The sequence below is a fragment of the Arthrobacter sp. S2(2024) genome (genome assembly GCF_036662515.1).
Classification (GTDB): Bacteria; Actinomycetota; Actinomycetes; order Actinomycetales; family Micrococcaceae; genus Arthrobacter.
This window is the reverse complement of record NZ_JAYKZI010000004.1, coordinates 239524-252319: the sequence shown is the minus strand read 5'-3', so window position 1 is coordinate 252319 and position 12796 is coordinate 239524. Positions and strand designations below refer to the sequence as shown.

The window sequence follows — 12796 nt, the reverse complement described above, 5'->3', positions numbered from 1 at the left end:
TCCCGAGGGGATTCTTGGGCCGTAAGTGACCCCGCGTTGGGGGTCCCAGGGCTTAGCCGAAGTACTTCGGCAGGGTGGCCTCGTGGGCTTCGTTGAGAGCGTCCAAGGAGAGCTCGTCCACGCCGTTGATCTCCAGCTTGCCGCCGGCAGCGTCGACGACGCCGATCCGGAGGTGGGCGAAGCCGCGGGCCGTGCACATGTCCTTGAAGCGGATTTCCTCGGAGCGCGGAACGGACACGATGGCCCGGCCCTGGGACTCGGAGAACAACGCGGTGAACAGATCCACGCCGTCGCGCTCCACGAGTTCGTCCAGCGCAATCCGGGCGCCGACGCCGTAGCGCAGCGCGGACTCCACCAGCGCAGCGGCAAGGCCGCCCTCGGAGAGGTCATGCGCGGCGTCGATCATGCCGTCGCGCGAGGCGTTGATGAGGATCTCGCCGAGCTGGCGCTCGATGGACAGGTCAACCTTCGGCGGCAAACCGCCGAGGTGTCCGCGCAGGTTGGACCATTCGGAACCGTCCAGTTCCGCGGCCGTGGTGCCCAGGAGGTAGATGGCCTGGCCATCTTCCTTCCAGCCCGACGGCGTGCGGCGCGCGACGTCGTCGAGCTTGCCCAGCACGGCGACCACGGGGGAGGGGTGGATGGGCACGGTACCGGTCTGGTTGTACAGCGAGACGTTGCCGCCGGTGACCGGGACGCCCAGTTCCATGCACGCGTCCGACAGGCCACGAATGGACTCGGCCAGCTGCCACATGACGTCCGGGTCCTCGGGGGAACCGAAGTTCAGGCAGTCGCTGACGGCCATCGGGACGGCGCCGGAGGTGGCGACGTTCCGGTAGGCCTCGGCCAGTGCCAGCTGTGCGCCGTGGTACGGATCGAGGTAGGTGTAGCGGCCGTTGGCATCGGTGGCCAGGGCCACGCCCAAGCCGGTTTCCTCGTCCACGCGGACCACGCCGGCGTCGTCCGGGAACGCCATGGCGGTGTTGCCGCCGACGTACCGGTCGTACTGCTTGGTGATCCAGGCCTTGCTGCACATGTTCGGCGAAGCAATGAGCTCGGTGATGGCGGCAGCCAGTTCCCCGGAAGTGGACGGGCGGCCGGCGTCCTGCACGGAGCCCGTGAAGGTATCGGCCTGGACGGAATCCTGCCATGAGGGGCGGGCAAACGGGCGGTCGTAGACCGGACCGTCGTGGGCGACGGTGCGCGGGTCGACGTCGACAATGACTTCGCCTTCCCACGTGATGATGAGGCGGCCGGTGTCGGTCACTTCGCCCAGCCAGGAGTACTCCACGGCCCACTTGTCCATGACCGCTTCAAACGCGGTGATGTTCTCCGGCGTGACAACGGCCATCATGCGTTCCTGCGACTCGGACATCAGGATCTCGCCCGGGGTCAGAGTGGGGTCGCGGAGCAGCACGGAAGTCAGCTCAACCTGCATGCCGCCGTCGCCGTTGGAAGCGAGCTCGGACGTGGCGCAGGAGATACCTGCCGCGCCGAGGTCCTGGATACCCTCAACGAGAGAACCCTTGAACAGCTCCAGGCAGCACTCGATGAGCACCTTTTCGGCGAACGGGTCGCCTACCTGGACGGCGGGGCGCTTGGAAGGCTTGGTGTCGTCGAACGACTCCGAGGCCAGCACAGAGGCGCCGCCAATGCCGTCGCCGCCGGTGCGCGCACCGAACAGGACTACTTTGTTGCCCTTGCCGGACGCGTTGGCCAGGCGGATGTCTTCGTGGCGCATGACGCCGACTGCCAGCGCATTGACCAGCGGGTTGCCCTGGTACACGGAGTCGAACACCATTTCGCCGCCGATGTTCGGCAGGCCCAGCGAGTTGCCGTAGCCACCGATGCCGGCAACAGCACCGTGCATGACGCGGGCAGTGTCCGGGTGGTCGATGGCGCCGAAACGCAGCGGGTCCATCACGGCCACCGGGCGGGCGCCCATCGAGATGATGTCGCGGACAATGCCGCCGATGCCGGTCGCGGCACCCTGGTAGGGCTCCACGAACGACGGCGAGTTGTGGGACTCGATCTTGAACGTCACGGCCCAGCCGTCGCCCAAGTTGGTGACGCCGGCGTTTTCACCGATGCCCACGAGCATGTCCTTCTTCATCTCCTCGGTCACCTTTTCGCCGAACTGGCGCAGGTGGTTCTTCGAGGACTTGTAGGAGCAGTGCTCGCTCCACATCACGGAGTACATGGCGAGTTCGGCGCCCGTGGGGCGGCGGCCCAGGACCTTGACGACCTCGTCGAACTCGTTCTGCTTCAGTCCGAGCTCGGCCCAGGGGAGCTCGGTGTCCGGGGTCTTCGCGGCGTTCTCGACGGTGTCGATGTTGAACTTCTTGCCAACGGTTTCAGCTGAGGTGGTCACTGTGCGCCTCCCACGATCTTGTTCAGGACGGAAGTGAAGAAGCCCAAGCCATCCGTGCCGGCGTTGGACTCCGGACCGAATCCGGGCTCCACCGCGTGCTCGGGGTGAGGCATGAGGCCCACTACGTTGCCGGCGGCGTTGCTGATGCCGGCGATGTCGCGGCGTGAACCGTTCGGGTTCCAGCCGACGTAGCGGAACACGACGCGGCCTTCGGCCTCAAGGGCGTCCAGGGTCTTTTCGTCGGCGATGTACTGGCCATCCTGGTTCTTCAGCGGAACCGTGATTTCCTCGCCAGCCTCGTAATCCGAGGTCCACAAGGTCTTGTTGTTCTCGACGCGCAGCACCTGGTCGCGGCACAAGAACTTCAAGTGGTCGTTCTTGATCATGGAGCCCGGGAGCAGGTGCGACTCGGTCAGGATCTGGAAACCGTTGCAAATACCCAGCACGGGCAGCTTGGCGTCGCTGTTGGCGGCATCGATGATGCGGGACATCAGCGGAGCGAAGCGGGAAATCGCGCCGGCGCGCAGGTAGTCGCCATAGGAGAATCCGCCCGGGATGACCACGGCGTCCACGTCGGCCAGCTGTGTGTCCGCATGCCAAAGTGCGACGGCGGTGCCGCCTGCGAGGCGGACCGCACGGGCGGCGTCGCGGTCGTCAAGGGTGCCAGGGAAGGTGACGACGCCGATTTTGGCCCCGGCCAAATGGGGTTCGACGGCCACGGGGGCTCCGCCGATCAAAGGAAGTTCAGTCATGTCAGGCCTCGACGACCTCGACGTTGACGACGTCTTCGATCACCGGGTTGGACAGCAGGGTCTCGGCGGCCTCACGGGCTTGGGCGAGGATGGCATCGGTCACCTCGCCGTCAACGGTCAGTTCGAAGCGCTTGCCTTGGCGGACAGCGCTAAAGCTGGTGAAGCCGAGGCGGGGCAGTGCGCCCACGATGGCCTTCCCCTGAGGGTCCAGAATCTCGGGCTTGGGCATGACGTCGACGACGATCCGGGGCATCCGGTAACTCCTGTGCGTGAGCGTTGGTTAAACCTTGGTTAAAGGCTGCCGCGGAGTGGTGCCGTCTCACGCCGGAACTGCCTCCAAACAGTGTTCAGCAACAGTGTTTAACGGCAGGGTCTTACGGAATAAGGGGGGCGCTCCGCGAGCTTGCATGCCCATTCTACCGGCCAAATCGCTACATACCCTATTTGCGGGAGATCGGTGAAGAGGTGGCTACCAAGCAAAAGGTACGCGCCAATTGGCGGCGGCGCCCCGCCGTCGTCGGGGGTTTTGGATGAACGACGGCGGCTCTGGCCACCGAACGACGGCGGCTCTGGCCGGAGGTGGTTTGGCTCACTAGGATTGCGGCATGGCCGAGAACGCTAAGTCGATGGTTTTGCCCGTGGTCCTTGCCGCTGTATTTGCCGGCCTGGGGAGGATGGTTTTCCAAAGGATCATGGCGGACCGGGCGGCCCGGGAAAACCGCATTTCCGTCCCGCCGGATGCTTCGACGAGGGCCAAAATCAGCGACGCGTTGCGAGGGATCCATTCCTAGCGCGGCCTGCCCGCTGGCGCCACGTTGAGCGCAATAGGGTACGCGCAAATGCGCTAATCCTCCGGGTTAAAGGCGCGTATTCGGGAGTAGCTTGGAATTACTGTCCAGGAAATTCCCCGTCCACCAGGAGGAGCAATGACCGAACACGTCGCCGAAGTATCCGCCTGCAGCGTTGGCAGCTGTGGATTCAACCATCATGGCTGCACTGCCTTCGGGATCACCATTGGCGGAACCGCGGACCACGCATCCTGCGCCACCTTCATTGACACCACGCTCATGGGAGGACTCCCCAAAGTCCTGGCGCATGTCGGTGCCTGCCAGCGCTCGGAATGCACCCACAACAACAACCTCATGTGCGAGGCCCACGATGTCCGGATCGGCCCCGGTGCCGAAGCGGCTGATTGCTTGACGTACCAGCACGCCTGAGGCGCCTTTCAGTCCGTCTTCGCCTGAATATTTGAATATCCGCACAGCGGGCACGTCCCCTTCCGACGGGGGCGTGCCCGCTGCTGCGTGCGGATGTATTCTGATGCCGAATGACATGACAAAAAACGTGAAATGTGTCCTATGTCATATTCGACTATCGCTCTGTACTCTATGAATCGGCTGGGCTTTACCTGATTACAAGAACTGTCAATCGGTGCCCATCCTTTGTTGATTGATCTTGACATGACCGCCACGATCGCCCGGAAAGGTGCAATCACTCGTGAATTCACAAGGAAAGAGCTTCATTGGAAGCGGGGGGCTTCGAAAAGCTGCGGCGCTAGCCGTCGGATTACCGGTTCTGCTCTCCTCGGTGGCGTTGACACCCGCACAAGCAGCGCCCGCTTCCGGTTCAACGGTCCTCGGATCAACGGCCGTGGGAGTTGCCCGCAATGTCGACCCCAAGTCTTACCAGGATGGCCGTTACGTTGTGGTGCTGGCAGAGAAGCCAGCGGCAACTTACGACGGCGGAACCCCCGGCTATGTGCCCACCAAGCCGCAGGCGGGCAAGAAACTGGATGTCGGCAAGGCCGAAGTGAAGCAGTACCAGGCCCACTTGCAGCAGAAGCAGCAGGACGTGGCCAAGCAGCAGAGCGTAACCATCAACCGCGACTACACCACAGCCATCAACGGCTTTAGCGCCACGCTTTCCGCGAACCAGGCGGTCAATCTCGCGAAGAATCCCGATGTTCTCCTCGTGGCCCCGGACACGCAGTCTGCTCCTGACTACTCCACCACCGATTTCCTCAACCTCAGCGGACCGAATGGTGCTTGGAATACCCAGTTCGGCGGCCAGGACCAGGCCGGCAAAGGCACCGTGGTGGGCGTCATCGACACCGGCTACACGCCCACAAGCAAGTTCTTCGCCGGCGATCCCGTCCAGCCGCTGGTCGGGGACCCCCAGGTGGGCGTCCCGTACCGCACGGGTGACGGCAAGATCGCCATGCTGAAGGCCAACGGAGACACCTTCGTCGGCGAGTGCCAGAAAGGCACCGACACCGGAGCGGCCTTTGACGGAACTGCCTGCAATTCCAAAGTCCTCGCCGCCCACTACTTCGCAGATGCCTTCCTCCAGACGGTTCCGCCAGCCCAACGGGCACCCCAGGAACAAATCTCGCCCATCGACGTCGTGAGCCACGGTACGCACACGGCCAGCACCGCCGCCGGCAACCCTGGCGTGGAAACGTTCGTGGATGGCCGGAGCTTCGGCAAGACGAGCGGCGTGGCACCAGCTGCCAAGCTCTCCATCTACAAGGTGTGCTGGGAAGACACCGACCCCAATACGGGCGGTTGCTACAGTTCCGCGGCCATCGCCGCCATTGACCAGGCCATCGCCGACGGCGTGGACGTCCTGAATTACTCCATTTCAGGCGCCACGGACACCACCACCGACCCGGTTTCGCTCGCGTTCCTCTCTGCTGCGTCGGCCGGCATCTTTGTGGCGGCATCCGCGGGTAACTCGGGACCTCAGGCCAGCACCGTCAACCACGGCGCACCCTGGATGACCACGGTTGCGGCTACTTCCTTCTCCCAGGAACTCCAGGGAACGGTCGAATTCTCCGACGGCACCAAGTTCCGCGGAGCCAGCATCATGAACCACCAGGTGAGCGGGGCCGGCGTCGTGCTTTCCGCAAACGCCGCCTTAGGCGCCGGTAACGCGGCACTTTGCGCGCCTGGGTCCCTGGACCCGGCGAAAATCGCCGGCAAGGTAGTGGTGTGTGACCGTGGAGTGGTTGACCGCGTCGCGAAGAGCGCCGAGGTGCTCCGCGGTGGCGGCGTGGGCATGATCCTGGTGAACCTCACCAGTTCCTCGTTGGACACGGACAAGCACGCGGTGCCTACTGTCCACGTGAATCCTCCCGCCTCGCAGGCCATCAAGGACAAGGTCGCGGCCAACTCGGCACTTACTATTTCCCTGGTTGACCACGACACCACCGGTCTTCCGCTCGAGGCCCAGCCGCAGATCGCCGGATTCTCCTCCCGCGGCCCGCTCCTCGCCACCGATTCGGATCTCCTCAAGCCGGACGTCTCGGCTCCCGGCGTTGCGGTGCTCGCGGGTGTTTCGCCGATCGGCAGCAAAGGTGATGAGTACGGATTCATGTCCGGTACCTCCATGGCGTCCCCGCACATTGCAGGTTTCGGAGCCTTGATCCTGGCGAAGAATCCCGATTGGTCCCCTGCGACGGTCAAGTCGGCCATGATGACGACGGCGAGTGACGTCAAGCTGGCCGATGGAAGCAAGAACCAGGACGTCTTCGCCACCGGTGCGGGAGAAATGAACCCTGCCAGCGTGCTGGAACCGGGCCTGGTCTACGATGCCGGAACCGAGGACTACCTGAAGTTCATCCAGGGTACCGGCGTCGATCTCGGCAAGCCGGGGCTGGGCTCGACACTGCCCCGCGACATGAACCTCCCCTCGTTCGCCCTGGGTAACCTCGCGGGCAGGATCGAGGTCACCCGCACCGTCACCGCCCTGACTCCGGGACAATACCGGGCCACAGTCAATGTCCCCGGCGTTGACGTCAAGGTCACTCCGTCCGTGCTGAACTTCAACGAAGTCGGCCAGAAGAAGACCTTCAAGGTGACCTTCGAAAACAAGACGGCCGCACTGGGTACTTTCGCGATGGGATCCCTGAAGTGGGAAGGTGCCAACAAGTCGGTGGTCTCTCCAATTGCGGTCCGTCCGCAGTCGGTGCTGGCCTCCAAGAGCGTCGCCTTCACGTCCCAGGAGGCAAGCGGATCGGCGGACATCAACATCGTTTCCGGTTCCGACTCACCCACTGCTGTGACCATTGACGGTCTCTCCAAGGCTGATTCCTCGGCCGCGGAACTTGTTCCGGGTCCCGTGGCTGTTGCGAACAACGCCTCGAACTTCGTCAAGACCGCCACGGTTCCGCCCGGAGCGGCGTTCGCGAAGTTCTCGGTGATTTCCTCCGATCCCACGGCGGATTTCGATCTGTATGTCCTGTCGCCGTCGGGCCAGTTGTTCACGGCAGCGACACCGAGTGCCAGTGAGTCGCTCTCGCTCGACAACCCCCAGCCTGGAACGTACACCATCATCGCGAACCTATATGCAAGCCCTAACAACCGGCCCACCAAGGCCAGCGTTGACGCCGCGATCCTGGGCGCGAACCAAGGCAACGCCACGGTCACGCCCAACCCGATCAAGATGAAGAACGGCAAATCCGGGAAGCTCACTTTCGCGTGGAACAACCTGACTCCGGGTTCCTACATCGGCCGACTCACTTTTGACGGCACCAGCGCGCCGACGTTTGTGTCCGTCCTGGTCTCGGCAAGCGGCACCGTGTCCGTGGTGCCGAACGATGACCAGGAAGGCGAACACGGCAAGGGCAAACTGCAGAACGCGGGGGAGGACCAGTCAAACAACGCGCCGTAGCGCGGCATTAATGGTCTGACGGATATGCGAGGCAGCGGCCGGCGGGATATCCCGCCGGCCGCTTTCTTATCGTCCCCCCGGACGCTCGCTCACCTATATGTCCCTTTTGCCGGACGCTCGCTCACCTTAATGGCCAAACGGCGGAACCTTCTTGCAGATGAAGTGAGCGGGCGTCCGGCTGGGGGGCACTTGTTTGTGAGCGGGCGTCCGGCTCGGGACGGTTGTTTGTGAGCGGGCGTCCGGCTCGGGACGGTTGTTTGTGAGCGGGCGTTGGGTGGGGAGTTAGATGCTTCCCGTGGATCCTGCCACGCCGCCGAGGAGGGCGGCCATGGTGCGCCAACGGGCGATTTCGCAGCCGTCCGTCCGGCTGAAGCGGCTGCTGACCTCGCGCCCGCGGAACCGGCCGGTCACCAAGGCCACTTGCGGACCACCGTATTGCTGGGTGCATATGCGGTCCGGCCGGGGAACGGGAAAGAAGATCTCCTCGCCGAACTGCTCGACGGCGGCAAGCGCCGCCCGGGGGTCCGGAAGGGTCGAGCCTTCGGAGACTTCGCCGCCCGAGCCGAGCAGGACGAACTCGTAGTCCGCGGCGCCCGGTGCCTCCGTCAGCGTGATGGTGAGCTCGACGTCGTACTTTGTGCTTGAAGTCATCGCTGTCCTTCGTGAGACGGTGTTTGTACCAGGAGATCCAGGAGCGGCCGCACGTGGTCGAGGACCCGCGCACGGAGCGCTTGGGCCTCGGCAGCGAACGCCCTCTGATACTCAACGTACTCGGCCTTGCCTTGTGGTGTCTCGATCCTGATGGCCGGGTATCCCCACTCTTCAAGGTCGTAGGGCGAGGCCTGCATGTCCATGGCCCGGATCCGCCAGGACAGTTCGAAACAGTCCATCACCAACTCGCTCGGTAAGGCCGGCGTCAGTTTGTACGCCCATTTGTAGAGGTCCATGTTGGCGTGCAGGCAGCCCGGTTGCTCCATGGTGCGCTGGTTGTCCCGTGTCGGGGTGAGTTCGTTGAGCGGAATGGCGTCCGGCGTGTAGAAACGGAAGGCGTCGAAGTGCGAGCAGCGGATCCGGTTGTCTTCCACCACGGTGTCAGTGCCTTCGGAACCGAGGCGCAGCTTGAGGTATTCGTGGCGAAGATCGAACTTGTCCTGGCGGTAGACCATGGCCCACTCGTGGAGTCCGAAGCAACCAAACTGGGCGGGCCGCGCTACGGTTCCGGCAAGGATGATGCCGGCGAAGCGGATGGCTTCGGTGCGGTCGGCCACGAAGCGGCTGCGATCGAAGGTGACGGCAACGGTACCGGCGGGCAGCCCCGCGGCCGCCAGCGCGCCGTCGTCGAGCACTCGGTAGTACTTCCACCCGGCCCGCTCAGCGGCTTTGGGGCCGGAGAGGACGACGCCGTCGCCCGGGTGCCAGCGCAGCAGCTGGCCGGGCTTCTGGGTGTAGTACGTGAAGAGGAAGTCTTCGACGGGATGTTTCTCGCCTGCGGAGCGCCGGGCCAAGTAGGGCTTGGCATAGCGTTCGACGCGGGCGTGGTGGGCAGCCTCCAGCGCGAGCCATTCCTCTTGCGGGACGTGCTTGTACTTAAGCTCCGGCACCGCTTGAACCAAGGATGTCGGCGACGGCGGCCCACGCGGCAATTTCGCAGCCGTCCGTGAGCTTGTAGGAGGACTCGACGCCCACGCCATCAACGGCCCCGGTGACTATTGCCGTCTGGGGTCCGCCGTAACGCTGGTCGCAGACCTGGTCGCTGGAGCGCGGCGTGCGCGTGAGAAGGGCGGGGTTCTTTTTCAGGGCGGCGCATGCTGCGGCTGCGGTGGGGTGGTGGCTTTCCGCGGAGGGGACGCCGCCGGTGCAGACGAGCGTGTAGCTTTCAGGGGCTGCCGAAGCGGAGAGCTTGACGATGATGGAAAGCTCGGCCTCTGCGGAGCCGGGAGAGCCGGGCGCCGTGGGGGAGATCGAAGGAGTCGGTTTGCCGCTGGGAGACGCCGTTTCGTCGGGCAAAAGCCCGGTAGGGCTGCCCGACGGCGGGGATGACGTGCTGCTACCAGGCGCCGAACTGCTGGGCGAACCGCCCCCGGGGCCGGGCGTGCAGGCGGCAAGACCGGCGACGGCGACGACGGCCAACACAGACCGGACTATTCGCAGGCGCATGGGGTTCTCCTTGATTTATGCCAGTTTATCGCCCGCACCGGCAGTGGGGTGTTGCGTGGCCGCGATGAGCCCGGTCATTGCACGGTGCAGTTCCGCTACTTCGGCACGCGTGAGTTGGAGCCGCTCCATGATGGTTCCCGGCACGGCCGTCGCCTGTTGCCTGAGGGCGGAGCCGGCTTCCGTCAAGGTGATGGCAAGTGCCCGTTCGTTTCCGTGGATGCGGTTGCGGGTGACGAATCCTGCTTCTTCGAGCCGGCGCAGGATGGGCGAAAGGGTGGCAGGCTCGTGCAGGAGTGCCTCACTGATGTCCTTGAGCGTGCGCGGACTGCGTTCCCATAGGGCGAGCATCACGAGGTACTGGGGATGGGTCAGCCCCATCTTTTCAAGCACCGGCTTGTAGACGCCCACCACGCTCCGCGACGCCACGGTCAGGGCGAAGCACAATTGGCGCTCGAGTAGAAGGTCGTCTTCAGGCGGGGCGGCGGTTTCGGGGGCAATGGGTGCGGCCATGGCTTGCTCCGTTCCGTGTCGATGACCGGACTGCGCCGGCCAATAGTTAGTGCACTAATTGTTAGTGTACTCTTAACCACAACATCCTTTTGAGAGAGGGTAGACCCGGTGGCCAAAGAGACCATGACCCAGAGATTCATGCGCGCAACTGGCAAGCTTCGGATCATTTTCGGACCGGCGCACAGCAGTTCCCTGGATCATGAAATGACCGAGGAGAACAAGCGTCTCCTCGTGCGGCGCCAGGCCGAAGCGCAGCAATGGGAGACCGTCCGCCGGCCGGACGGCAGCACCTACGTGGTCCCCAAGAACCCGGACGACAAGTCCCTTCGCTAGGGGCTTCTCGCTCTCAGCGATCGACGCCGACCCCGGGCCTTTTGCCGGTTCCGGGCGTAAAATTGGCCTCACTGGAACCACTCAGCTCCAACCGTGCGGCTGGACCTCGCAGCGGGGAAGGAGGTGGGAATTGTGGGACATGCACTCGATAGTTTCATGAGGGTAACCGATCGACTGCGTTTCTGGTTCGGCCCGGCAACCCGGGGCGACATTGATGCGCCCGTAGTCCACAAGCATGACGACTTCGAGACGGCGTCGGAAGAAGACCTAGGGCATTTCGTCGTCGAAACGGACGACCAGGGCCACCACTACGGAGTCCGCAAGGAAGGCGCCTGAAGCCGCTCGCGGCTCCAAAGCCGCAGGAAAGCAAAAGAACCGGAGCACAAGCTCCGGTTCTTTCACGTTAAGTACTCCAGATTCCGACGGCGGGTGCCCGACGGCGGGCGCCCGGCGGCGGAGTTCGTCTAGCGGCCGCTGCCGCCATAGACGGTTGCCTCGGCGTCGCCGTCGAGCTCGAACGCCTTGTGGATGGCGCGCACTGCGTCATCCAGCAGATCGGCGTGCGTGACCACGGAGATGCGGATCTCCGAGGTGGAAATCATGTTGATGTTGATGCCTGCGTCGGAGAGCGCCTTGAAGAAGGTGGCGGAGACGCCCGGGTGCGAACGCATGCCGGCGCCGATCAGCGAAAGCTTGCCGACGTTCTCGTTGTATTCGATGCTCTCGAAGCCGATTTCAGGCTGCGCAGCACGGAGGGCGGTGAGGGCGTCGGCGCCTTCCACGATGGGCAGGGTGAAGGAAATATCCGTGCGGCCGGTACCGTGCGTGGACACGTTCTGGACGATCATGTCGATGTTCGAATGTGCTTTGGCGATGACCTGGAAAATCGCGGCGGCCTTGCCGGGGATGTCCGGGACGCCGACCACGGTGACCTTGGCTTCTGAACGGTCGTGTGCAACACCGGAGATGATTGGCTGCTCCAAGGCAACTCCCTCTTGAATCGTGATCTTGTCATCGGCGCTGGGCAGGACCCAGGTGCCTTCGTTCTGGCTGAATGAGGACCGGACGTGCAGGGGCACGCCGAATCGGCGGGCGTATTCCACGCAACGCAAGTGCAGGATCTTGGCGCCGGAAGCTGCCAGTTCCAGCATTTCCTCGCTGGAAATACGGTCGATCTTCGTGGCAGTGGAGACCACGCGGGGGTCCGCGGTGTAGATGCCGTCGACGTCCGTGTAGATTTCGCAGACGTCTGCTTCGAGCGCGGCTGCGAGGGCCACCGCAGTGGTGTCGGATCCGCCGCGGCCAAGGGTAGTGATCTCCCGCGTGCTCCGGGTCATACCCTGGAAGCCGGCCACGATGGCGATGTGTCCCTTGTCCAAAGCGGTGCGGATGCGGTGGGGGTCGACGTCGATGATGCGCGCCTTCCCGTGGATGCCGTCCGTGATCATGCCGGCCTGCGAGCCGGTGAACGACTGGGCGGAGGCACCGAACTTGTTGATGGCCATGGCGAGCAGGGCCATGGAGATGCGCTCGCCTGCGGAGAGGAGCATGTCCATCTCACGGGCGGGAGCAGAATCGGTGACTTGGGCGGCGAGGTCCAGGAGCTCGTCCGTGGTGTCTCCCATGGCGGAAACCACTACGACAACCTCGTTGCCGGCCTTTTGTGCGTCAACAACGCGGCGGGCAACACGCTTGATGCCTTCTGCATCGGACACCGAGGAGCCGCCGAACTTCTGCACGATCAGCTGCTTGGTCTTGGCAGGCTGCGCGGTCAGGTCTTCGGTTTTCACATCGGTAGTGGGCAAACTCATGCGCGCACCCTCACTGCTCAATTGGGGATCATACGTTGCGTGGCCAGGTAGCGGCACGGCTACGTGGCTTATGTGGCCAGTTTATCGCCGGGCGCGGCGGGCGGGGGAATTGTGACCAAATCTCGGCCCTTGGGTGCACGCCGAGCGGTTTCGGCTTGGCGTACGATCAAGAAATACGCAGCCTGCGGGCA

At 63.9% G+C, this 12796-nt stretch carries 13 protein-coding genes; 5 read left to right on the top strand and 8 right to left on the bottom strand.

Going from position 1 to position 12796, the window contains the following annotated elements; translation table 11 throughout:
- Positions 1–52: 52 nt before the first annotated feature.
- Genes purL through purS form a run of 3 tightly spaced genes read right to left on the bottom strand, consistent with a single transcriptional unit; the run spans position 53 to position 3376 of the window.
- Positions 53–2371 carry a phosphoribosylformylglycinamidine synthase subunit PurL gene (gene purL, locus VLA65_RS10600; protein ID WP_284988638.1) on the bottom strand — a complete coding sequence of 773 codons (2319 nt, stop codon included), beginning with the start codon at positions 2369–2371 and terminating at the stop codon, positions 53–55.
- Positions 2368–3123, bottom strand: a complete 756-nt coding sequence (purQ, locus tag VLA65_RS10595; protein WP_307052872.1) for a phosphoribosylformylglycinamidine synthase subunit PurQ — start codon at positions 3121–3123, stop codon at positions 2368–2370. Before purQ ends, purL begins: the two co-directional genes overlap by 4 nt.
- Before the next feature lies 1 nt (position 3124).
- The gene (purS, locus tag VLA65_RS10590) at positions 3125–3376 is read right to left on the bottom strand and encodes a phosphoribosylformylglycinamidine synthase subunit PurS (protein ID WP_028265707.1); all 252 of its coding nucleotides are present in this window, start codon (positions 3374–3376) and stop codon (positions 3125–3127) included.
- A gap of 352 nt (positions 3377–3728) precedes the next feature.
- Here purS and VLA65_RS10585 point away from each other — a divergent pair, with 352 nt between their 5' ends.
- The 3 genes from VLA65_RS10585 (at position 3729) to VLA65_RS10575 (ending at position 7794) form a co-directional block, all read left to right on the top strand.
- Positions 3729–3914 (top strand): hypothetical protein, encoded by a 186-nt coding sequence (locus VLA65_RS10585; RefSeq protein ID WP_059388516.1) that lies wholly within the window; start codon positions 3729–3731, stop codon positions 3912–3914.
- A 135-nt stretch (positions 3915–4049) separates the two neighbouring features.
- Entirely contained in the window at positions 4050–4340 is a 291-nt protein-coding gene (locus VLA65_RS10580) for a DUF1540 domain-containing protein (protein ID WP_059388517.1), read from the top strand.
- 280 nt (positions 4341–4620) lie between these two features.
- Positions 4621–7794 carry a S8 family serine peptidase gene (locus VLA65_RS10575; RefSeq protein WP_332602478.1) on the top strand — a complete coding sequence of 1058 codons (3174 nt, stop codon included), beginning with the start codon at positions 4621–4623 and terminating at the stop codon, positions 7792–7794.
- Between the two features lie 282 nt (positions 7795–8076).
- Here the strand turns inward: VLA65_RS10575 and VLA65_RS10570 are convergent, their stop codons facing one another.
- From VLA65_RS10570 to VLA65_RS10555, 4 genes are read right to left on the bottom strand one after another with little or no spacing between them, the layout of a single operon-like run.
- Positions 8077–8445: a serine protease inhibitor gene (locus tag VLA65_RS10570; protein ID WP_332602477.1), complete on the bottom strand. Its 369-nt coding sequence runs from the start codon at positions 8443–8445 to the stop codon at positions 8077–8079.
- The gene (locus VLA65_RS10565; protein WP_442880280.1) at positions 8442–9485 is read right to left on the bottom strand and encodes a 3-methyladenine DNA glycosylase; all 1044 of its coding nucleotides are present in this window, start codon (positions 9483–9485) and stop codon (positions 8442–8444) included. The genes VLA65_RS10570 and VLA65_RS10565 overlap by 4 nt, the downstream gene beginning before the upstream one ends.
- Positions 9382–9951, bottom strand: coding sequence for an SSI family serine proteinase inhibitor (locus VLA65_RS10560; RefSeq protein WP_332602475.1), 570 nt, complete (start codon positions 9949–9951; stop codon positions 9382–9384). The genes VLA65_RS10565 and VLA65_RS10560 overlap by 104 nt, the downstream gene beginning before the upstream one ends.
- A 15-nt stretch (positions 9952–9966) precedes the next feature.
- Complete coding sequence (locus VLA65_RS10555; RefSeq protein WP_306964157.1) at positions 9967–10461, bottom strand: MarR family winged helix-turn-helix transcriptional regulator; 495 nt, start codon at positions 10459–10461, stop codon at positions 9967–9969.
- Positions 10462–10584: 123 nt separating this feature from the next.
- On the opposite strand from VLA65_RS10555, the gene VLA65_RS10550 reads away from it, so the two are divergent.
- Positions 10585–10794, top strand: coding sequence for a hypothetical protein (locus VLA65_RS10550; protein ID WP_253257261.1), 210 nt, complete (start codon positions 10585–10587; stop codon positions 10792–10794).
- Between the two features lie 156 nt (positions 10795–10950).
- Positions 10951–11130, top strand: a complete 180-nt coding sequence (locus VLA65_RS10545; RefSeq protein ID WP_113990642.1) for a hypothetical protein — start codon at positions 10951–10953, stop codon at positions 11128–11130.
- A 128-nt stretch (positions 11131–11258) separates the two neighbouring features.
- On the opposite strand, the gene VLA65_RS10540 is transcribed toward VLA65_RS10545, so the two are convergent.
- Positions 11259–12605, bottom strand: coding sequence for an aspartate kinase (locus VLA65_RS10540; RefSeq protein WP_332602474.1), 1347 nt, complete (start codon positions 12603–12605; stop codon positions 11259–11261).
- Positions 12606–12796: the final 191 nt, after the last annotated feature.